General features: G+C 55.5%; 15 protein-coding genes. 6 read left to right on the top strand and 9 right to left on the bottom strand.

Going from position 1 to position 22,241, the window contains the following annotated elements; all coding sequences use genetic code 11:
* The first annotated feature begins 163 nt into the window (after positions 1-163).
* Entirely contained in the window at positions 164-475 is a 312-nt protein-coding gene (locus FYC48_RS06445; RefSeq protein WP_149495749.1) for a DUF997 family protein, read from the top strand.
* The gene (locus FYC48_RS06440) at positions 468-2,330 is read left to right on the top strand and encodes a sodium:solute symporter family transporter (RefSeq protein ID WP_149495748.1); all 1,863 of its coding nucleotides are present in this window, start codon (positions 468-470) and stop codon (positions 2,328-2,330) included. Before FYC48_RS06445 ends, FYC48_RS06440 begins: the two co-directional genes overlap by 8 nt.
* Positions 2,331-2,354: 24 nt before the next feature.
* On the opposite strand, the gene FYC48_RS06435 is transcribed toward FYC48_RS06440, so the two are convergent.
* Positions 2,355-3,044 carry a hypothetical protein gene (locus FYC48_RS06435; protein ID WP_149495747.1) on the bottom strand — a complete coding sequence of 230 codons (690 nt, stop codon included), beginning with the start codon at positions 3,042-3,044 and terminating at the stop codon, positions 2,355-2,357.
* Positions 3,045-3,489: 445 nt separating this feature from the next.
* Between FYC48_RS06435 and FYC48_RS06430 the strand changes: the two genes are divergently transcribed.
* Positions 3,490-5,064, top strand: a complete 1,575-nt coding sequence (locus tag FYC48_RS06430; protein ID WP_315853763.1) for a sulfatase family protein — start codon at positions 3,490-3,492, stop codon at positions 5,062-5,064.
* A 155-nt stretch (positions 5,065-5,219) separates the two neighbouring features.
* Here the strand turns inward: FYC48_RS06430 and FYC48_RS06425 are convergent, their stop codons facing one another.
* From FYC48_RS06425 to FYC48_RS06405, 5 genes are all read right to left on the bottom strand, one after another.
* Complete coding sequence (locus FYC48_RS06425) at positions 5,220-5,999, bottom strand: hypothetical protein (protein ID WP_149495745.1); 780 nt, start codon at positions 5,997-5,999, stop codon at positions 5,220-5,222.
* A gap of 341 nt (positions 6,000-6,340) precedes the next feature.
* On the bottom strand, positions 6,341-7,747 hold the full coding sequence (locus tag FYC48_RS06420) for an aminotransferase class III-fold pyridoxal phosphate-dependent enzyme (RefSeq protein WP_200836543.1): 1,407 nt from the start codon (positions 7,745-7,747) through the stop codon (positions 6,341-6,343).
* A gap of 105 nt (positions 7,748-7,852) precedes the next feature.
* Positions 7,853-8,572, bottom strand: coding sequence for a uracil-DNA glycosylase family protein (locus FYC48_RS06415; RefSeq protein WP_230776965.1), 720 nt, complete (start codon positions 8,570-8,572; stop codon positions 7,853-7,855).
* Between the two features lie 12 nt (positions 8,573-8,584).
* A complete protein-coding gene (locus tag FYC48_RS06410; RefSeq protein ID WP_149495743.1) occupies positions 8,585-9,292 on the bottom strand; it encodes a hypothetical protein in 708 nt (235 codons plus the stop codon).
* Positions 9,293-9,436: 144 nt separating this feature from the next.
* Positions 9,437-10,042, bottom strand: coding sequence for an RNA polymerase sigma factor (locus FYC48_RS06405; RefSeq protein WP_160149364.1), 606 nt, complete (start codon positions 10,040-10,042; stop codon positions 9,437-9,439).
* Positions 10,043-10,373: 331 nt separating this feature from the next.
* On the opposite strand from FYC48_RS06405, the gene FYC48_RS06400 reads away from it, so the two are divergent.
* Both FYC48_RS06400 and FYC48_RS06395 read left to right on the top strand, forming a co-directional pair.
* Entirely contained in the window at positions 10,374-14,033 is a 3,660-nt protein-coding gene (locus tag FYC48_RS06400; protein ID WP_160149363.1) for a serine/threonine protein kinase, read from the top strand.
* 107 nt (positions 14,034-14,140) lie between these two features.
* Complete coding sequence (locus FYC48_RS06395; protein ID WP_160149362.1) at positions 14,141-15,208, top strand: hypothetical protein; 1,068 nt, start codon at positions 14,141-14,143, stop codon at positions 15,206-15,208.
* A gap of 304 nt (positions 15,209-15,512) precedes the next feature.
* Here the strand turns inward: FYC48_RS06395 and FYC48_RS06390 are convergent, their stop codons facing one another.
* Entirely contained in the window at positions 15,513-16,919 is a 1,407-nt protein-coding gene (locus FYC48_RS06390; protein WP_149495739.1) for a DUF1501 domain-containing protein, read from the bottom strand.
* 102 nt (positions 16,920-17,021) lie between these two features.
* The gene (locus FYC48_RS06385) at positions 17,022-19,724 is read right to left on the bottom strand and encodes a PSD1 and planctomycete cytochrome C domain-containing protein (RefSeq protein ID WP_235034101.1); all 2,703 of its coding nucleotides are present in this window, start codon (positions 19,722-19,724) and stop codon (positions 17,022-17,024) included.
* Positions 19,725-20,065: 341 nt separating this feature from the next.
* Between FYC48_RS06385 and FYC48_RS06380 the strand changes: the two genes are divergently transcribed.
* Complete coding sequence (locus FYC48_RS06380) at positions 20,066-21,274, top strand: MDR family MFS transporter (RefSeq protein WP_160149361.1); 1,209 nt, start codon at positions 20,066-20,068, stop codon at positions 21,272-21,274.
* A 19-nt stretch (positions 21,275-21,293) separates the two neighbouring features.
* On the opposite strand, the gene FYC48_RS06375 is transcribed toward FYC48_RS06380, so the two are convergent.
* Positions 21,294-22,181, bottom strand: coding sequence for a DMT family transporter (locus FYC48_RS06375; protein WP_235034100.1), 888 nt, complete (start codon positions 22,179-22,181; stop codon positions 21,294-21,296).
* Positions 22,182-22,241: the final 60 nt, after the last annotated feature.

Here is a 22,241-nt window from a genome sequence, read left to right as displayed (position 1 = left end):
AAACTTGTGTAGATACCAATGCCCACTGGGAGAGTCGGGCCTTCAGGCCCGGAGAGGGCACCCTCCCCGGCCGTTTGCTCGTCCGACCCTCCCGGAAGCGGGAGTGTGTTATCCAAATGGTTAAACCCAAAGACTCGTGTTTACCTGCTTAACAGTGACTCCGATGAGTATTGACCGCGGCAATCAGCAACTCCTTCGCAATAGTCTGCGAGAATCAAAATGGATCTTGATCCTGTGGTTGCTCGCATTCGCTTGGGTCGTCGGTTACTGCGGCTGGTTCGGCTATCACGATCCCGATCAACCGCTGAAGCTCGTCTTCGGAATACCGTCGTGGGTGTTCTGGGGCGTGTTCTTGCCGTGGGCGATCTCGGCGGCAATCTCAGTTGTTTTTGCGTTGACCGCGATGCAAGACGATTCACTTGAGACACCTGGGAAAAACCTCGACGACATGTCCGGGGATCGCTTGAATGAATAACGGTTCGAACGCCGCACTCTATTCGTTTTTGATTTATACGGTCGCTGTTTTCCTGCTGGCGATTTGGTCAGAACGTTATTCAAAGGGAAAGGAGTTTGTTGGCGAGTACTTTCTGGGCAGCCGTGGCTTTGGTGTCTGGGCTTTCGCGCTTACCTTCGCCGCGACGAACGCTTCCGGAGGCAGTTTCATGGGCTTCCCCGCGTTGATCTATACCCATGGCTGGACGCTGGCGTTTTGGATTGCCGGGTTCATGATGTTGCCGCTGATGTCGATGGGCCTACTCGGTAAACGACTCAATCAAGTCGCACGCCGTTGTGATGCGGTGACGATTCCCGAGATTCTTGGCGCACGATTTGGAAGCCCCGCCGTCGCATTAACCGCGACGGGTTTGTTGGTGTTCTTTATGTTTTTCTATCTGCTTGCCCAGTTCAAAGCCGGCGGGAAAATCCTTAGCACCTTGCTATCCGACGAACCGTCTTTTCAGTCGATCGCTTCGATGGTGGCCTCCTGGACCCAGTCGATCCCCTGGATCAATCAAGCCTCCGGTGACTACTTGGTTTGCTTGGTGCTATTTTCAACGGCGGTGATTGTTTATGTCGTCTACGGTGGCTTCCGCGCGGTCGTTTGGACCGACGTTATGCAAGGCATTGTGATGTTCGTTGGCGTCTTGGGCATGTTGGCATTGGCGCTCTCTCAAGTCGGCGGCCTACGGCAGGCAACCGAAAAGATGGCGGTGATGACACCGCCGGAATTTGCCCAAGCGGTGCTTTCTTTCCCCGATGCTTCGTTACCGGAAGTGGCACTCCCTAAAGGAACCTGGATTCGACAAGCCGACCATGCCTATCGAACTGCGGAGTCGACTCGACTCTCCGGTGTTGCTCCTTCCGATCCGATCAAACTGCTGGTCATCACCACGCCGGACGAAATTCAATCGATTGAGTCGGATTCGATCGCCGAATCGGTCCAGGTTCAGATCAAGGAAACGACACGGTATCAATTTGGCGCCGGAAAGCCGGGGGTTTATGTCAGTAACCCCGGACCGAGTCTGCACAGCGACGTTGGTTTCCTTGCCATCGGAACCGCGATCAGTTTCTTTATCTTTTGGCCTTTCGGTGCGACGGGGCAACCGGCCAACATGGTTCGATTGATGGCGTTCAAAGACAGTCGAACGTTGCGGGTCTCGATCGTGACGGTAGCGATTTACTATGCGGTGATCTACCTAGCGTTGATCGTAATTTTCTGTTGTGGACGCGTGTTGCTTCCTGGGATGGAAATCGATCCCGATCGCACGATGCCGGATCTTGCCAGCAAGCTCACGTCAACCGCCGGCGTCCCCTGGCTCGCCGGCCTGTTGGTTGCCGCACCGTTTGCAGCAGTGATGTCCAGCGTTGACAGTTTTCTGCTGTTGGTTTCGTCATCGGTGGTCCGTGACATTTACCAGAAACAAATCAATCATGATGCGAGCGAATCGACACTCAAGCGTCTTAGCCATCTCGTGACGGTCACCGTCGGAGTACTGGCGGTTCTGTTGGTCGTCAACCCGCCGATGTTCTTACAAGACTTGATCGTCTTCGCCAGTGGCGGCTTGGCCGCATGTTTTTTGATGCCGATCGTGTTGTCATTGTATTGGGGCCGAATGACCGCGGCCGGTGCGATCGCCGGGATGCTCGGTGGAACCATCATGCACGTCGTCTTGACCGGCTGTGGATATGTCCAACACGGTGAATTTCGGGCGTACGAATTCCTTGGCTTGAACCCATTTGTTTGGGACTTGGTGACCTCATCGATCGCCGCGGTCCTGGTGGCAAAATCAGGACCGATCGACCGTGCAAAATATGACGAGTACTTTGGTTAACTCGCTAGCCGCCTCGTATCCGAATCAGTGCCCACCGGTTGCCACTGGTTTCTCAAATGCCTTGGCCAGTTGCTCTAAAAATTCGTCGATCTTGCTATGCACATCGCTGGTGGTGGAAACCACGATCACGTGCTCGATCGGAACGATGGTTGATGGACCGCCGATTACCTCCCAGGTATCCGGAACGATCACCGCCGTGATGGCCTTGCTAACGATTTCACTTTTCGACGCGAGCGATTTCGGAAGTGTGTAGATCTCGGTGATCAACGCGTCTTCGGCGGCTTCGACTGTCGTGATCACCATGACTTCGTCGCGCTGGACATAGGTCATGTCAAGATCCCGAAGCATCAAACGAAGGAAGGATCGCAAACTGACATCCTTCAAATCGATCGTCACGCCGACGTCACTGTCGAGCCCGATTTCTTCCAATGCCCGGCGGTCAAGCAAAATCGGAATTTCATGGGTATCAGCGATTACTTGCATCGCTTCGGCGAGCGGTACCTCAATGAAGGTCTGTGTCGTCTTGCTCTGCAATGCCGCTTCGATTCGCTCTTTCGCGTTGGTTTCGCCCTGATTCGCTGGCGATGCCTTCGCCCGATTGACTTTTACTACGTCTGACTTGGGGCGGGGCGCAAACGGGTCATTTGCAGCAGGACGCCCAAAAGGATCATCGGTTTGGGCCCAAACCGCTTGATCCCCAACAGTAGGCACCATCAGACAGACTCCGAGAAACACGCGACTGACAAACCGTTGAACATTGCGGTGACTATTCCACATGACCCAAACCTCCGGTGAGCGAGAAAAGAACCACCCAATCAGTTTGGGTGAATCGCAATCATCGCAGCTCTGGTCGTCGATCGCAAATTCCAAAACGACCTACCGAGCATAATTTGCTGCCACCACTGGCCGATACGAATCCACTAGGCGCACGGAACGATCCCCATGTTTGCGGGGTGTTTTAAGGCGAATTGGATGCAACGGTTTGCTAAGCGGGTTATCCTTGGAGGCTGAATCACGGCAACCATTCCCCCAGCCTGTCATTTCCTTTCAGCCGGCTTCTGCCCACCGATAACTCATGATGAACCGGATCGGACTCCTTCTTTTCGCCTGCCTGCAATTATCAGCCGTTCTGAATGCAGGCGATCGCCCAAACATTGTCATGGCCTTTGCCGACGATTGGGGACGCTACGCCAGCGTTTATGCGAAGCAGTCTCCCGGCGGACCATCGGATGTTGTATCGACACCGAACTTTGATTCGCTCGCTGCCAATGGCGTGTTGTTTAATCATGCCTATGTCAGCGCCCCATCTTGCACGCCGTGTCGCAGCTCGTTGTTGTCGGGCCAGCACTTCTGGCGTTGCGGTCGTGGCTCGATCTTGCAAGGTGCGATCTGGGATTTCAGTAACGAATCCTACCCGCTGATCCTCGAAAAATCCGGTTATCGAATCGGACATACGTATAAGGTTTGGTCACCCGGACGCCCGGCTGATGCCCCGCACGGGGGCAAACGCACTTCGTTCAATCAACATGGGCGAAAGTTCAACGGGTTCTCACAACGGGCAATGGCAGCAGAAGATCGTGAGGCGGCGAAGCAACAACTGCTCGACGAAGTCCGCATGAACTTTCAGTCCTTCCTCCATCCTGACAGCCAAGACACCCCAGCTCCCCAAGACGATCCAGCTCGACAAGCGAACGCTGAAACCCCCGACGATCCTCAGCCCCAAGAAGAGGTGGTCGATCAAGGAGATCAACCGTTTTGTTATTGGTTCGGACCGACCAATTGCCATCGCAAGTGGATCGAGGGAAGTGCCCAAGCGTTGTGGGAAATCAACCCTGATGACCTAAAAGGCAAGCTGCCGCCATACCTTCCCGATGTCGAAACCGTTCGCCAAGACTTTGCCGATTACCTCGGCGAAGTCCAAGCGTTTGACGCGGCGGTCGGTGTGATCGTCGAAGAACTTAAGCGCATCGGTGAGTTCGAAAACACGATTTTGGTTATCAGCGGTGACCACGGCATCCCCGGTGTTTCGCGCGGGAAGTGCAATCTGTATGACTTAGGAACCCACGTACCATTGGCGATCCACTGGCCCGCCGGCATCGAACATCCCGGCCGCGTGGTCGATGACTTTGTTTCGCTTCCCGATCTCGCTCCGACCTTTCTCGACGCCGCTGGGGTTGCGATCCCCAACGCGATGACGGCGAAGTCACTCCTCGGTCTGCTCACCAGCGACCAGCAAGGCCGTGTCGAACCAGGACGCGACGCCGTCTTTACCGGACGCGAGCGGCATGTCGGAATCGCGCGAGCGGGCAAGCTTCCATATCCACAACGTGCGATTCGAACACATCAACACCTTTTGATCGTCAATTTCGAACCCGCGCGCTGGCCGATGGGTGACGGCCCCGAGTTCAATGGTGAGTTTCCCGACTTCATCACACTCCGAGAAAAAACGGTTTCCGCATTCGGCGACTTGGATGCCAGCCCAACCAAAGCCTGGATCGTCACCCACCGGGAAGAGTCACCTGAGTTCTATGACTACGCCGTCGGTCGACGTCCGATGTTTGAGTTGTATGACCTAGAACAAGATCCACACTGCATGAACAACCTGGCACTAGACAGTCGTCATGCACCAGTTCGCGATCAACTGTATCAACGTTTAATCACTGAGATGAAAGACACCGGTGACCCGCGGACGAAGAAAGACGTCGCCTTTGAAAGCTCGCCGTTCACCGACTGATCCGGCAATGTTCACCGCGAAAACAGTCGCAGCGAGCAGCGATGACACGTTTCTATATTCACCCTCCTGTCAGGAGGGTCGAGTTGTAAGCTCGGGGAGGTGAACTCGCAGTCGCAAGGAACGTTAAGACACAGTCCGAGGCTAGCGCCTACGGCTCATGCCATCGCCTGCGGAAGCAATAGCACCAGCTTTCGCTTCTGGCTTAACCGTACCATCTGACTCGCCGTCAGCGCGACTTGCGTTTTGGGATTTGCGAGATCCACGCACTGTAGCTTTTCAGCATCGTCGGCGTCTGTGGTAGCTTTTAGCAAGTAGCAACGATCGCCTTTGCGAAGCAAGTACACCGCGTCCACTAGAACGTCGTCTGTTGTTTCAAGCGGCCGAAAGGCATAGCGAGAACTGACAAATTCGATTTGGCGATCACCGATTAGTTGTGCAAACAGTTTGATCTCGTCCTCTCCGATCGCATCTGCTCGCAAAGCGGTCGGTGCCTCTGCGGAATCCACTTCGACATCCTTAAGCTCTTCGTCCTGAATGCCCTCTGACGAATCAGTCTCGACAGGCTTGGATTTTATTTCTTCTCGCGAACTTTCCTTGTCGGCCAATCGTTCGAGCTGAGAGAGAAAATCCTCGAAGCGATCTAACAAGTCACGTGCTTTTTCTTGCCGTCGAAGCAGTCGCCGCACTTGGCGATCACGGTCGGGCGTCTTCGCATCGAACTGTTTTTCCGGATCCTGCCGAAGAATTCTCCGCCGACTCTCCTTGTACGTTTCGTAGGACTCACTCAACTTTGCGTGTGCTTCCTGCATCTGTCGTTCGAGAAAACAGGCTCGGGCGTCCATCAACGCAGGCCCCGCACTGCTACCGCGAAGCTCGCTGTACAGGGCTTGCAGGTCATCGACCGACATCGGCTTTCGCGTCGTTTTTGCGTTCAATTGAGACCATCCAATTGCGAAAGAAGAGAACGAGACAAGAGGTTCATCTTACCAATCGCAACGTCGCCGTTGGCGAATCGATCTCGAATTCGCGAAAACGTCTCGCTTGAACGTAGCGGAAGCCACCGACGACTGGTTGTTTTAGTCGGATTGAGCGACTCAACATTCAGCCGATGGGCGAACGCCCGGGTGTGCGCTGAAGAACCGCACGCTATCGCGATTGCGGCTGATTCAATCAACAAGCCGCCGAGGCTTTCGGTGAGGTGACTCGGCCGTCGACCGCTGCGCGGCGATGGTCCCTGCAATGCCGAAACGCTCGGCGCGTTTCGCTGCTCCGAGATCTAACCGAGACGACTCGCGAAGACGCCGCGCAACAAGCTGACCGCATGATCGATTTGCTCGGTAGTGGTGATGATCGGCGGAGGCAAAAAGCGGATGCGAGTCGGGCCACCACCGCAAACGAATCCAAGTAGTCCGGCGTCGAACATATCCATCATCAGAGCTTTGGCGGTATCAAAGCTTCCGTCCCCGGGCGTGAATGCAATCATCAGGCCCTCACCGTAAGGACCGCTAATCTGCGTTGGGAACTCATCGGCGAGCGCTTCCAGCTGGCTTTGAAAATACCTCGCCAGTTGCACGTTCGATCCCTGGTCACCGAAACAGCCACGCTGCTCAAATCGCGTCAACGTTTCGATGCCCGTCGTGATAGACGCCGTCGAACCGGTAAACGTCTGGCTGAGAATCGGCCCGGTCGGTTTCATCGCATCGCTGTACAACGTTGCACAAACTTGCGTGATCTTACCCACGGTCACAATGTCGGCGAATTGATCCAAACCGTAGTGTTGGAACGCGAAGGGCTGGCTGGTTCGCGAGAAGCTTTGAATCTCGTCAAAGATGATCGGTACACCAGCATCCTTCAATGGCTCGCACAAGGCGGCAAAAAATTCATGACTGCCCGGAAAGTAACCGCCTTCTCCCGCGATCGGTTCGGCCCAGAATGCGGCGTAGCGACCGGGATGGCGTTTTAGCAATCGGTGCAGTTCTGCAACGGCCCGCTTTTGGCTGCCCTCCGGATCGGACGGATCACGGAATGGCAGGTAGTCAACTGCCACGGTCAGCGGCAACCCGGCGCGATAGTTCGGCCGATCCGTCACCGCGGCCATCGCCAACGATCGACCGGCAAAGGCATTTTGGAACGCGATCACTCGATCCGCCGGAGTCGCCTTGTGCAGCGCGATCTTTAGCGCGTTCTCATTCGCCATCGCACCACTGGTCGTCAAGAGGCAATACGGCAGCGAAGCCCCCGATTGCTGTGCGAGTGCGATCAGCTTTTCCATCATCACGACACTGGCCGGGTTCTGCTGCAAATTGCCTTGCATGACCGTGTCCTCGATGGCCGCGCCAACGGCAGCTTCGATCATCCCAAGATCGCTGTGCCCGGCGCCATAAACACCGATCCCACCGATGAAATCTAGTTTGACACTACCGTCGGCTAGTTCAACGTACGGGCCTTGCCCCAAGCCAGACGCCAAGTACGGCCAGATGGGCGGACCGCCACGAACATCGGTCAGTCGATTCAGCCACTGCGCGTAGCTATCTTTCAATGACGCATTCGCCGGTCGAACACGCAGTTGCTGCGCATGTTCCTGCACCGCTTCACGGATCAACCGTTTTGCCTCGATGATGCGTTGGTCTTGGCGAAGCGAATCGGCAATCGATTCGGTGGATTCGGTAGCGGACTGACTCACGTGCAATTCTCGAAAATGATAAACGAACGGTCGGAGGTTCGATCGACGCTGTAATGTAACGAAAGTGGCCCCCGAGGTTCAGTATGACTTTGCCAAAGCTCGACTTCACCACAACCCGGCTTCGCAAAGCTGCTTGGTCGCCGTCCCCGCCCAATCACGATTGGCTGCCGGCGACGCGGGACTGGGGTGAAGGATCCGCGAAACTTGCGGTGGCTCGTCAATGTCTTTGACCACGCGGCGCAAACAAGCCTCGGCGTATGCCCCCACGCCAACGGCATGTTCGGGCTTGATCGCCTTCAATACGGTCCGTAGGTGTTCATCACAAACCGAATCCAAAGGCGTTTTCTCAGCAGCCGGAAGCTTGTCTGGGGTGCGATTGCGGGCGCTCGCTTCCATAAAAACCAGGGGGCAGTAATTGAGTACAAAGTGCTTCGCGAAAAACGCTTCAGGCGTCTCAAACTTTTCTTGAAACAGTCCCCAAAGTCGGCGTCCACTGACTTCGCTTCGCGCGCACTGTAAACCTTCGACCGGACGCTTTTCGTGTTCGTTGTCGGGCCTACCGATCGGTTCGTCGATCTGCATCCAATCACGAACGGCGGCGATTTCCCCGAACGGGACACCTGTTTGTGCCATTCCCCACGGTCCCGGATTCATCCCCAAAAACACGACCGAAACGTCGTCGCCAATCATCGACAAATACGCCTCGTGAGACCGACGGGCGTAGGCCAACGGGTTGTAGACGTGCGTGACCGGTTCGGAAAACTGCAACCGATCGACCGCTTTGGATAACTTTCGCGCCGCCTTTATGAGGGTTTCCGCTGCCACCCGAACCACCTTCTAAACCGCCAAGTACTCTTCGATGGCTTCCGTCAAGACATCTTCGTCGGGTTGTTGTTTAACCCATTGGGCCAGACAAGTCATTAGGACGCCGATTCGCAATTCGTCCCGCCCCCAGACGGTGTAACCCAACGAACGCATCGCGTCATGATCGTTCTCGCCACTGGCAAAATCGATCACCAGAGTCTTCGTCGACGCGGCCGGCCATTGCCCCGGCTCGACGATTTCGGAAACGACAATCACATCGGAATGTTCAATCGATTCCGGCGACGCCCAACCGATCGGTGATTGGTGTTGCTCGTTCGCGATCCCTACGGGCACACTGGCGACCTTGGGACCGATCCGCAGCAGTGACCCGATTTCGCCCTGGTCGTCGGCAAAGAAATCGAGGATCGCTTTTTCCAGCCAGGTCTGTGTCGCGTCAATGGACTGCCAGGACGATTGCCCGACTTCCTCTCGCCAATAAAGATCTGCATCGACGCCGCGTTCGCTACTCGTGACAAGGTTCTGATCAAGCAGCAGCCCGCGAAACCCAAGAATCAAGGCACCCTCGATCGCCTCCGGTAAACGCTCCGGCGAAACGTCGCAGGAAAAAACACGCCACGGCAAATTGAGCGCGGCGAACGCCCGTTCCAAAGTAAACTGCGCAGGATTGCCCGCGATAGGATGTCCGAGAACCAACACGACGGGCTCGGTGATGCCGTCCATGACGATCGCTAAGGGAAATGAGGGTAAGAATGAAAGCGGCCCCCTAGTCTGACTCGCAAGACCATCGGTTGGCAAGACCGTTGACAGCCGGCCCCAATCCAACAGCCTACTTGATGAAAGACACCGCGGGCCCCGAAGCGTTCGTCACCAAAGATCGCCGAGTTGCTTCCTTAGTCGCTGCAGGGTTCGGCTCTTTGCCTTGCGAACGGCGGCGGGGGTGAGGCCGAGTTCGTCGGCGACGTCGATTGATGATTCACCGCCAATGGTCGTTCGCTCGAATGCTTCCCACGTCGTCGGCTCGACTTGAGATTGGATTTGTTTCATCGCTCGGCGGATGAGCGATGCCGTTTCACCGGGCGATGTGGGCGGCTCGGACTCATCGTCTGCTGAAAAAGGGTCCGCGACCTTGTGCAGGGCCGCGGCGGCGGAGCTTCCGCCACGTGGGGCGATCGTTGGACGCCGCTGCTGATCGATCACAATGTTCAGCGTGATTCGCCACAGCCATCCCCGGAAGGTGACTTTTTTGTGTCGGAGATCAAATTTGTCGATCCCTTGGAGAACTCGCCGAAAGACCTCCTGCGTCAGATCTTCGGTGGACGATTCGTCCAGGCCCAGCCGACATCCCCAAACGTGGACCAGTGGCCCATAAAGCTCGACGAGGTCCGACCAAGCGGCATCGGAGTCTCGCTGCAACCGCACCGCCAGACTGATCCCGCTGGAATCGCTCGTCGTTCGTATTTCGCTGGTCATCACTGTCATTCTACGCAGATTGCAACCAAAAAACATTCTGACGTGTCACACCGTATCGTTGAACTCCACTGGACGAAACGAAGCGGCGAGACGCGTGAGCATCTGGGCGTGCTAGTGCTCCGCCTCAATTCCATATTTGGGTTCGGCCCATAGTCGACGGGCGATTGCCCTGGTGTTTGCACCGGAACCGTGGCTAACGCCAATCGGCTAATCCTAATTCCAATTGATGACGGAAAACGAATGGAATGATTGCTCGACTCGCCGATGCGTCTGCTTGATTGAGTGTCAACAAGCGATGCCCTTTGGATCAATAGCGTTCAGGTTGATAGAAATGACTGCAGCAACCCAGTGTCCGACCGATGAAAATCTACGCCGTTACGCGATCGGTGACTACGTCGACGACGAAGGCGACACAATCGAAGCTCACTTAGCCGAGTGCGAAACCTGCGAGGAAACGCTCGCACGGTTCGAAAGCGTAGACGATTCGCTGCTTCGGCATTTGCCGTTGGCAACCGGTGGCCTTGCAACAAGCGACGAGCCATCTTGGTTACAACGACTGATAAGCGATCCCAGCGATGACGCGCCGCCACCGGACAGGCAACCGTTGGCAATCAGTGGTCAAGACTTTGGTGCTTACGAGATCCGTGGCATCCTCGGCCGCGGCGGCATGGGTGTCGTCTACGCGGCGACGCATCGCAGGCTTGGCAAACCCGTGGCGATCAAAGTCGTCAGTCCCAAACTGGTCGCCGCCCACGACGCTCGTCGCCGTTTCGAGCGGGAAACGAAAGTTCTAGGAACGCTCAATCATCCTGGGATCGTATCGGCAACCGATGCGGGGACGATTGGCGGGGCGGCGTATTTGGCGATGGAACAGGTCGATGGCGTCAACCTCGCCAAACTGGTCCAGCAAATCGGACCGCTGCGCATCGACGAGGCCTGCGCGGTTGGCCGACAAATCGCATTGGCACTCGCCGCGGCACACCAGGCAGGTGCCGTGCATCGTGATATCAAACCATCCAATGTGATGATCGATCGCGAAGGCAAGATCAAGTTGCTTGATTTCGGTCTCGCTCACCTGTCGACGGCGCTGACCACACAAACGGAAACGTCCCTCGGCAAGCTGCTTGGCACGCTCGACTATATGGCTCCCGAACAAGCATCCGGCGGCGAAGTGGGACCGGCGGCTGATCTCTATGGCCTCGGGGCAACGGTCTTTTTCTTGCTGACCGGGCGACCGCCACGCAACAATCACGACAACACAAGCTTGATCGGACAGCTTCGCCGGATTGCCGACGATCCGGCTGACTCCCTCGCCAACCATCGAGCCGATGCGCCGGCTGAATTGGTCGAATCGCTGTCGAATTTATTAGAACTTGAACCACGCAAACGGCCCAAGTCGGCCGACCATGCTGCCAATTGGCTGTTGAAGTTCTGCGACGAAAACACCGACCAGCGTCTAAAGGAAATCGCCGCCGGCCTTCCGCCCATTTTATTGGATCAAACTCCGGCCGAGATCGATCGATCATTGTCACTCTTGCTCGGCAATGAGCCGGCAAACCGAATCGAAGTAGAGCCGATCGTTCAGCCCGGCGGCGGGGCATCGACCTGGCGAAAGCTGCTCGCAATCACCGGCGGCGTGGCGTTCCTTGGGCTGTTGCTAGGTTTGACCGTCTTGGTGTTGCAAACTCCCGAAGGCACCGTCCGAATCGAATCCGAAGTATCCGGCATCACATTGGACTTTGTCGACCAAGAGAATCGAGTGACGGGAGTTGAAATCGACGAAGGAAAACATGCGACGGTGCTGCGAACGGGGAGATACATCGTCAAGTTTCGCGACCCGCCATCCGGTTTCGTTGTTTCTCCGAACGATTTCCGTGTCGACCAGAAACATGACATCACCGTTCGGGTTCATCGCTTACCGCAAAACGACATCGGAGACGCCGGCATCAACGCAGCTGCTACCGAACAGCAACGACCACCAATCCTCTACGCGGGAAAGACCAAGGCACAGTGGCAAACGAACTTCGATACCGAGCGTAATCCGATTGCAAAGACCGAGGCCAAAGACCAAGCGACGTTCATCGAAGCCAACCCGGATTCGTTGTTGGCGATGTTGGAGGATTACAACGCAAAGACACGCCATGACCGGCAGAGCAAGTTCGATCCGTCGATCAAGGATTTGACGTTGGATCAAATCGTCGACTCGATGCAAAGCGAAGCAAAGAAGTATCGCCGTCGAGGCTTGCACAACGTCGCCGATGCATTGGAAGCATCGGCAAAGCAACAACGATTCGTCAATGGCCTCGAATACATGGGTGGCGTGACCGGCACGTTCTATCGCTCCAGGGAAGATGGCGAACTAACCTTCAAACAATATCTTCCCGGGGTCCTGCACAAGCAGGCGGGCACAACCGCTCAGATGGTCTATTTGTCCGATATCGAACTCCGTTACAGTCGCGATGGATGGTCATCGTCCGACTGGGGAGACCTGCATCCCGTCCTGGACGGCGACTGGAAACTCGAAAGTGTCTCCAGATACGGAAAGCAACTCGAGGGACCAAAGCTCGATGAGTGGAGGTCGAATCGGCCTTGGTGGGATTCGATCAAGATTCGCGATAACCAACGGCTTACTCTGACCGGAGTCAACCGCCCAAATAAGTTCTGGATCGAACTTTCTTACGACGATGCTTTGCCGAAAATTGAGCTGAAAGTTGATGCGTCTAGCGAAGACCTCGATCAGAACTTGTACGGTGTCTTCATGACAAACGCCGCCGTCGACTTCACCAAGCTGACCCTTGTGATCGACACCGACCAAGTCGATTCATTTAGAACCGAAGGGACACACGCGACGAAGATGCAATTCACGCGTGCACCAGATAAAAACATGGTCGAACCTGACATCACGCCAAAAGCGGAGGTCACGCAGGATCGTGCAGTTGATCCGGCGACGCCGCGTGTCAAAATTGTACTTCAAACCGAATCGGGCGAACCAGCGACGGGAGTCACTGTCCGGCTAGACCAGACTGGTGTGAAGGACAAACAACCGGCATGGGCAGACGGCACCTCCGGAAGCGACGGCATCGTGCTCGATCGCATCCTTCCCTTCGGCTACTACCGAATGAGGGTCGAGACGCCCGACGGTTGGCGGACGAGCTTCAAGAATGTTGCGGTCGAGTTTGAAAAGGGACTCAGTTCAACGATCATTGTTCCCGACCCGGGACAGAAGGCGGAATTGAACATCGAGCAACTGCCCGATCTCGGCAAGGCGGACCGGTTGGGTGAACTTCGTTTCGGCACTCTTCGCGACTACTTAACCCGCAATAATCTTCGATCCGGCGCCTACTCACCAGTGAGAACACCCGAGCCGGGAGGGGCTTCGAAAACGTTCGCCGACTTTCCCACCGTGGCCAATGGGATCGAAGACATTGCCGTTCGGTTGCGGCTGGAAGTGAGTCGTGAGCTTGCCGATCCATTTTCCAGCGACGATACCCAGACGGTGACTTGGAAATGGAACACGAAGGACGTCGGGGCCCATGGGCTATTCCTGAACAACTCGAATGTTCGCTTTTGTGAGTCCCTTGCTTCGAAATCAACTCTCCCGGTCGATGACAATGACTATTTCCAGATGCCGTCTGACATCCATCGACTTGAATACCTTGCGTTGAAGTTGGGCGAGGCAAAGCCCTATCCCCGCCGCATAGCGATCCCTCGGGGTGAAGCGAAGCTGATGCTTGTCGGGATTTATGGTCGGCCAAGCGAACAAGTGATCGAGTCGATTAAGATGCTTCCACTGCAAGAAGACGAGCAAGTATGGCTAGCCACGTCACTAGACGCACCATCAAACTGGGTTGAACGAATCGTCGGTGAACCATGGTTTTATGCCAAAGACCCCGGCAACTATTACGGACACCTTAGCCGCATCGAGAAAACGCTCACCGACGGCGGCACACTGAATGCCACTTTCACAAGCGGTACAAACGGCAATCCGTAGTGCAAGACGTCATCCTTCCAATTGAAACCGCGCAACCGTGGCCTGCAGCCCTGGTAGAATGCAGTCTTCTTTTCGGCAATCCGTCCCATCGATAGGTGGATGTGTCTATGAATAACGTGCTAAGTCTTCGACACTCCTTGTTGATGATCATCATTGCATCTGCACTTTTCCGAGCAGACGCGTCCTTCGCAGACGACTCACGTCGCAAAGAACAATCGAAAATTGAGGGCACCGTCTATGCAAGCATTGCTGACTTGACCGTTTTGCGTGACGAGGTTCTTTCGAGATATGCCTTGATGATAACCGGCGAACGCCAACGGGCTTTTGTCGAAAGTGCAAATAGACCTCCGCTCCAAATCGACCGTCAGTATCGCCTGCTCGCGGCTTCAAAGAAAGATGATTTCTTATATCAGGCCTTCGGACGCGTCATCGGCCCAGAACAGTCCAGTCGTACTTTTGACTTCCAGTATTGGGCGGAATACTTGAAGTGCTCAAATGTGCATAAGGCCCGTGTCGGCCCAGCAGCTTTAAGAGGATACTCGATCAAGCCGGACAACCTGCCTGCCAAGAAATTTGTCGAACAGGCAGGAGTAGGAGCTACAAGGTTTGACCCGTTCGACGAGCTCGTCGCCCACGTCCTGTTCTGGTCGAATGCAGAGAAGCAAAAAGGTTGGATCGAATACATCTTTTTACACTCCAGCGAACTGATTTCGGCGGAACGAATCACGCAGGGAGATATCAAAAGCAAATGGCGTTGGAAGCATCATTCGCTTGATTTTGAGATCGAATTGATTCAATCGAAAGCGGTCAACTTCATGCCCACAAAGGTGAAGTACACCAGCAAGATCCCCAACATGCCTGGGCTTTTCAGTGAAGCGACCATTACCTGGAAAAAGCACAGAACTGGAAAACTACTCCCGCATGTTGTTCGGGGAGCGACCGGCGCTCCGTTCGGACCAACACAACAACATGAGCATTTGCTTTTCGAGTGGCGTCTAGGCGATGAGATCGATGACGATTTTTTTGATAACACTTCCGCCGATTTCCGCTTGCAGTTCACCCCGCTTTTCGAATTTTATTTTGACACGTATCAAAAGCCAGGCGGACTTGTCACGGGCACTCCGTGGGAACTTCCCGAAGAGTTGACACGTGATCCCGACAAACCCGCTGCATAAGATCGCACTCGTCTCTTCATAGCGTTTCAGACGAATCGTTCGCTGCGTGAAAGCAAAACCGGGAAGATCCTTCCGAAATGGTGGGTTCAGAAAGAAGACGACTTCCGCGAGCTTAAGCTCGACGCTTTTGAAAGGACGGTGGCTTTCGAACCTGTTGGCAGTGCGACCATAGCCAACGCTCTCGGCTAGCGCCTACTGATTTTCAGAGTTGGCATCTCCCAATGTCACCTTCGGCTTCGCAGTAGCAGCGAAATGAACGCTACTGTCGCAGAGCGAAAGGCGACAATGGAAAATTGACACACCCTCAAGCGATGATGTCATGGACCACGTTTCCGTATACATCGGTTAAACGAAAATCACGGCCGGCGTAGCGATACGTCAACTGTTCGTGATCGAGCCCCAATAGGTGCAAGACAGTCGCGTGCCAGTCGTGAACGTGACATGGATTTTCGACCGCTTCAAACCCGTGTTCGTCAGTCGCACCGTAACTGTAGCCACCTTTGACGCCTCCGCCGGCCATCCACAGGGTGTAACCCTTGTTGTTGTGATTTCGCCCGTCACCGTTTTGAGCGGATGGCGTGCGGCCAAATTCGCCCCCCCAAATCACCAACGTTTCGTCCAGCATGTCGCGTGATTTGAGATCGGCTAACAAAGCGGCGATTGGTCCATCGCATGCTTCGGCACGGGCCGCATGATCTTCCGTCAAACGATTGTGTTGGTCCCAGTTTCCGTGGGTGATCTCGATAAACCGAACCCCTGCTTCGGCAAAACGACGAGCCAACAAACATTGCTTTCCGAATGTTGCCGTCGGGCCGCCATCGGCACCATACGCCTTTAACGTGCGTTCGTCTTCGTCCGATAAGTCCATCAGCGACGGCATTGCGTCTTGCATTTTGAAGGCCAGTTCATACGACTGAATCACACCTTCGACATGGGCGGTATCGCCGTCCGGCATCTGGCTTCGGTTCAGTTTTTGAATGAAATTCAGTTGCCTTCGCTGCTCCCGAGCATCCAAGGTGGGATTCTTAATGTCTGGCACTGATTCCTGCGCACCACCGGCGAAACGAGCCGCCTGTGCAAAGCGACTTCCGGTCCGCCCGACTTTGGTCCCGCCATAAATCGCCGGCAGAAACGCGCTGCCATAGTTTCGCGAACTTCCCGCCGGCGGACTGAGGGAGACGAATCCTGGCAGACTTTCGTTTTCGGTCCCCAGTCCATACAACGTCCAAGCACCGATCGATGGGCGTACGAATTGTGCCGTGCCCGTGTGCATCTGAGTCATCGCACCAGGATGAACCGGTTGGTCGCAGTGCATCGAACGGATCAAGCACAAATCATCGGCATGCGTTGCGACTTGGGGGAACAAATCAGACACCCAAAGCCCACTTTCACCATGTTGGCGAAACTTCCAAGGGGACTTCAGCAACGATCCGCCATACTTGGCACGCTTGCCGTGGTCTTTCAATAGATCCGGTTTGTAGTCGAAGGTATCAACATGAGAGGGACCGCCCTGCATGCACAAGAAGATCACACGCTTGGCCTGTCCGGCGAAGTGCGGTTGCTTGGGTGCCAAAGGATGCGCCGCAGTGACTTCTGCCCCGTTTGCGACCTCAGCTCCAAAGGCCTCGCGCCCGTGATTCGACATCCCGGCCAGTGCCAAGTAGCCGAAACCGGCTGACGAGTGTTTCAGCAATTCGCGTCGAGTCAGCATGACAGTCGTTCCTGAAAAAAGACGAACAAGAGAAGCGTAGAAAACGTGTGGAGTCACGAGCAAAAAGGCGAACGAGGCCGATCGTCAGACGACCGCGTCACGTTAGTTCAAATACCTGAATTCGGCCGCGGCGAATATCGCCTGACAGAAACCGGCAAAGCGATCTTCGGTCTCACCGTCGGCGTGTCGAAGATACTCATAACTGGCACGACGCTCGTCGGCCGTTGGTTCACGACCGTAAGCCAGCACGAACGCCAGTTGGATTTGCTCTTTCGACGACGATGCCTGCCGGCCCAATCGTTCGGCAAACGCGCGGCTAAGTCGCAACGCCACGGGATTGTTCATCATGAACAGAGCTTGGTTGGGTGTATTGGATGCTTCGCGTGCTCCGCTGATCAAACTGGGGTCGGCAAAATCAAAGACTTCAAGCGACCGCGGGACAAAATCGCGGACGACAGGCAGATAGACGCTGCGAAGATTGGATCGTGTTTGATCGAGTGATTTGTCTTCGGAGCTGTCTTCTTCATACGAAAGCGGACGCGGGTTGTTCCTCATGTCGCGTAGGCGATTGCGAGCGATCGAGCGGTCACGAGGACTTCCGTTTCGCAGCTGCCGCATCAAACGTTCAACGTCATCGCGACGCGAGGTGACTACGGTTTGAGATCGCCGACGCAACGCCTCGCGAGGATCTTCCAACGTTGCCCCTTGGACACGAACAAAGCCTGCTTCGGCGACCATCGAACCGACAGGCCGCTCGGAATCCAATTTTCCAGCGATCGATAACATCGCATCACGGATTGATTCTGCCCCCAGTCGTTTCACGTTCGCCCGCCACAACAGACGATTGTCTGGGTCGGCTTGGTGACTTGCTTCATCAAATCGTGACTGCATTCGATAGGTACGCGATGTCATCATCGAACGCACCATCGTTTTGACAGACCAGCCCGAATCGATGAATTCGAGCGTCAGGTGATCGAGCAACTCAGGATGCGACGGCGCGATCCCCGTCACGCCAAAGTCTTCCGTCGTTGTCACGATTCCTTGGCCAAATACGTGGTGCCACAAGCGATTGACCATCACGCGAGCGGTCAACGGGTTTTGATCGCTTCCGATCCAACGGGCAAGTTCTAATCGTCCGCTCGCACCGTCGGCAATCTCTAGCGGCAGATCTCGGAACAACAACGGCAGGTCACGCTTGATTCGATCGGCCGGCTGATCGATCTCACCTCGAACCAACAATGGGGCATCACCAACAGCGGAGTGATCTTGGACACCCATGCAATAACTGCGTGGCTGACCTTGATCGTCGAGCACACTGATCTTTGCGCTCAGTTCGGCAATCTGATTGTTCAATCGCAAACGCATCTGTTGCACTGAAGCGCCCGGTCGACCGGCCACCGTTCCGCCGGATCGCAGGTCGACGACTTGCCTACGGTATTCCTGTAGTTGTTCCTTCATCGACTGCAGTTCTTCCACCGAATAGGACTTGCCGATCTTGGTATCGTCCTCGACGGGCAACAGCAGCAAGCTACTGCGTTGACGTTGCTGGGCACTGACGGGATTGCCAAACTCCGAAGGTGGATTCCCATAAAGCGTTTTGGTACTGCGAAAGATTCCTGCCAATGCGTAGTAATCGTTTTGGCGAATCGGATCAAACTTGTGGTCATGACATCGGGCGCAGGCAACCGACATCCCTAAAAACACGCGTGTCGTCGCGTCGATTTGTTCGTCCGCTAGGTCGGCCGCAAACTGTGCGGCGCTCTGTTCGTTTAAGTTCTTTGTTCCGATCGCCAGAAACCCGGTCGCGATCAAATTCTTTGCCCACTGCTGATCCGATTTGACGGGCAGCAGGTCGCCGGCGATCTGCTCTTGGACGAATTCGTTGTAGGGTTTGTCTGCGTTGAATGCGTCAATGACATAATCTCTGTAGCGCCACGCTTGTGGATAAGTCATGTTGACTTCCCGGCCGGTCGATTCGGCGTAGCGGGCGACGTCCAACCAATGACGTCCCCAATGTTCACCAAAGGCCTGTGAATCAAGCAACCGATCGACCACACGCTCGACGGCCGTTTGGGAGTCAACTTGAAAAGCCGATTCGAACCAGCGAACCTGTTCCGGCGTCGGTGGCAATCCAACCAAATCGAAACACAGTCGCCGCAGCAACGTTACCGCGTCGGCGTCGGGAGCAGGTTGCAGTCCCGCGTCATGTCGCTTTGCATCGACATAACGGTCGATCACCGCCGCCGCAGATTCGTTTTCAGTGGAATCGGATGCCGCCCAGGCGGACGTCACCGGTGGTGTCGTGCGAGTCGGCGGCTGGAAAGCCCAAAACGTTTGCTTGGCGCGATCAATGTCTTCGATGGTGATCGCCGACTGTGGCATCACGATCGCTTCGGTCACACGAGGATCGGGGGCACCATCGAGAATCCATTTGCGAAAATCAGCGATCTCGGCATCACTTAGTTTTCGCTTCGGCGGCATCACAAAATCTTCATGCGTGATCGCCGTGTACAGCAAACTTGATTCGGGATCCCCGGGGACAACCGCCGCACCGCTATCGCCGCCAAGCAGAGTGACACGCTGGGTGTCCAAACGAAGTCCACCCTTGTTCTGCCCGGATTGATCGCTGTGGCATCCGTAGCATTCGCGGACCAACACCGGGCGAATCTTGGACTCAAAAAATTGCAGCTGTTCAGGAGAAATCCTATCCGGATCGACCGCCATGAATTCTTCGGCGCCGGCGTTCTGCAACGCCACGGTCAACAGGCAAAACGGAACGATGATCGAGAGTCGGTTTGATACCATCACGCGATCTCTCCCTGGCTGTAAGGGACAAGCGAGACTGAAGAGGAGTGTACAGATTCAAACCCTCGCTGTTGGCGAAAGTTTCGCGGCCGAAAGAAAAGGCCAGAACGGAAGAACGCCATCGACGCCAAAAATTGTCGCCGGAAACGGGCCGCCGGCCGACTTCCCGGCGAACCCCGCTGGCGGTGTGTCTGTCCTAGTGCTTCGTCTAGACCGAGTCTTTGGGTTCGGCTTGTCCGCCGATGTCGCAGACGCCGCTTGTCGCGATCAGCCTCCTTGCTCGCACCGAATCAACGCCCGCAGTTCTAACTTCCCCCCATGCCCTGACACCCGTTGCAGCCATGTTCGGCGACTACCTTCAATTACCCATCGCGGTTCGTATCCTTTGTGTCGGATCGTTTATCAACCGAGCCGGCTCGTTCGCGGTGATCTTTCTATCGATCTACGCAAGTGAGCAACTGGGTTTTGGCATCCCCTTCGCGACCTTGTGCATCGGAATGCTGGGAATCGGTTCGATGGGTGGATCGCTACTCGGAGGGTTCATTTCCGACCGAATCGGACGCAAACCGGTGATGCTGCTGGCCCTGCTTGGCGGCGGCTTGATGCTGCTGCTGCTCAGTTCGATCGAGCACAAGCTCCCCTTTGCGCTCGGCGTCTGTCTGTTTGCATTCGTCAGCGATTTGTATCGTCCGGCGGCATCGGCTTTGATTGCCGACCTGTCCCCGGTTGATCGTCGCACACACGCGTTCGCGTTGATGTACATCTCGATCAACCTTGGCTTTGCGATCGCGCCGCCACTGGGCGGCATCTTGGCCGGCTACAGTTTCAAGCTCCTGTTTTGGCTCGACGCGATCACGATGGGAGCCTATGCGATCATCATCTGGTTGTGGATCGACGAACGTCCGGTGGTGACGGCCTCCGATCCCGACGGGCCACCAGTAGAACCACAGATTCGATTGAGTGATTCGATCAGGCATGTATTCAGCGACGCACCGTTCCTGATGTTCTGCTTGTCCACGTTGCTGATCGAACTGGTGTTTGTTCAAGGGTTTTCGACGCTGCCGCTGTACATCCGCCAGGTCGGTTTCAGCAACTTAGAATTCGGCTTGCTGATGTCGATCAATGGAGTGTTGATCTTTGTTTTACAGCTACCGATCACACACTGGCTGAATCGTTACAACGCGATGAGTATTGTGACGCTTGGCGGGGTGTTGATCTCGGCAGGCTTCGGTTTCACCGGCGTCGGAGGATCGTTTTTGTTGATCGGAATCAGCATCGGAATTTGGACGCTCGGCGAAATCCTGCAAGCACCGACCAAGCAATCGATCATCGCCAAGCTGGCGCCCGAACATTGCCGAGGCGCTTACATGGGTTTATTCACGATGTGCTATGCGATCGCATTGGCAGTCGGTGCCCCTTTAGGAGGCGAGTTGCTACAGCGATTGGGGCCCAAAACGCTCTGGATGACCAGCGGCGCGTTGTCGTTCCTGGCCGTCCTGATCTATGCGTTGATCCACCCGATTATCACTCGCCGAGTCGTCGCTGCGTGAACCACGCGACGACCGTCAATCACGTCAACGGTTGCAGTTTGCGTCGGGAGCGAATCGCCAGCCAAGGCTGGGCAATCACTGCCGACAAGATGATGACGGCGCCGAAGTAAAAATCGATCCCTAGGTATCGGTGATCACCAAAGCAAATTGCGCCCAATGTGATTCCGTAAATTGGTTCTAGGTTGTTCGCGAAGTTGATCGTGAAGACGGATAGCCGATGGAGCAGACTGACGTAGATGCGATAGGCCAACAGGGTGCCACCGAGCACCAACGCCGCGAGCGACAAACATTCCCACGCGGTCAATCCCCATCGATCCGAGGCCAGTCCCAACCCGAACATCTCACTGATAATCAACGTCGCTCCGCAAACGATCGCCGCCCCGGCCATCTCGTACATCACCACCGCTTGCTCGCTCGCCCGCGTCGCCAGCCGACCGTTCGCGATTGAAAATAAGGTTGCCAGGATCGCACCGATCACTCCGACGCCAAGTCCGTAGTGGAACTGTGATTCACTGCGAAAGATCGAATAGATTCCCAGCAGCACGACCAGCCCCAACAGCAGGTTGATCCACTGAAATCGGCAACTGCGAACGAGCAACGGTTCCAACAGCGCCGTCCAAAATGAAATCGTCGCCATCGCAATCATACAAATGGAAACGTTGGCAACCTTGACCGCCAAGAAGAAAAAGATCCAGTGCGCCCCCAACAAGCCGCCATTGAGTATCAACAGCATCGCCGTCGAAGGTGCCACCTTGGCGTGCCGGCCGAGAAAAAAAAACAGTAGACCGGTGGCGAGCACACTGCGGTACAACACTAACTGTGTCGCACTCAGTTCGATGAGATTACCGAGGACGGCGGTCGATCCCCATAGCAGGATCACGAAATGTAGCTTGAGGTAGTCTGACATGGGGCCTTCAACGGGTGACAGTCCAGATCTCATTTCCATCGCCGGATGCGGAGCAGAGTT

The sequence above is a fragment of the Roseiconus lacunae genome (assembly GCF_008312935.1).
Classification (GTDB): domain Bacteria; phylum Planctomycetota; class Planctomycetia; order Pirellulales; family Pirellulaceae; genus Stieleria; species Stieleria lacunae.
Note: the sequence above shows the minus strand (reverse complement) of the source record. Positions and strands in the feature narration are given on the sequence as shown.

Bases quoted from the DNA above. Each gene is read 5' to 3' on its own strand.
- FYC48_RS06445 (WP_149495749.1), top strand. From the start codon at position 164: ATGAGTATTGACCGCGGCAATCAGCAACTCCTTCGCAATAGTCTGCGA.
- FYC48_RS06440 (WP_149495748.1), top strand. From the start codon at position 468: ATGAATAACGGTTCGAACGCCGCACTCTATTCGTTTTTGATTTATACG.
- FYC48_RS06435 (WP_149495747.1), bottom strand. From the start codon at position 3,044: ATGGTGCCTACTGTTGGGGATCAAGCGGTTTGGGCCCAAACCGATGAT.
- FYC48_RS06430 (WP_315853763.1), top strand. From the start codon at position 3,490: ATGGCCTTTGCCGACGATTGGGGACGCTACGCCAGCGTTTATGCGAAG.
- FYC48_RS06410 (WP_149495743.1), bottom strand. From the start codon at position 9,292: ATGGACGGCATCACCGAGCCCGTCGTGTTGGTTCTCGGACATCCTATC.
- FYC48_RS06405 (WP_160149364.1), bottom strand. From the start codon at position 10,042: ATGACCAGCGAAATACGAACGACGAGCGATTCCAGCGGGATCAGTCTG.
- FYC48_RS06400 (WP_160149363.1), top strand. From the start codon at position 10,374: ATGACTGCAGCAACCCAGTGTCCGACCGATGAAAATCTACGCCGTTAC.
- FYC48_RS06395 (WP_160149362.1), top strand. From the start codon at position 14,141: ATGAATAACGTGCTAAGTCTTCGACACTCCTTGTTGATGATCATCATT.
- FYC48_RS06390 (WP_149495739.1), bottom strand. From the start codon at position 16,919: ATGCTGACTCGACGCGAATTGCTGAAACACTCGTCAGCCGGTTTCGGC.
- FYC48_RS06385 (WP_235034101.1), bottom strand. From the start codon at position 19,724: ATGGTATCAAACCGACTCTCGATCATCGTTCCGTTTTGCCTGTTGACC.
- FYC48_RS06380 (WP_160149361.1), top strand. From the start codon at position 20,066: ATGTTCGGCGACTACCTTCAATTACCCATCGCGGTTCGTATCCTTTGT.
- FYC48_RS06375 (WP_235034100.1), bottom strand. From the start codon at position 22,181: ATGTCAGACTACCTCAAGCTACATTTCGTGATCCTGCTATGGGGATCG.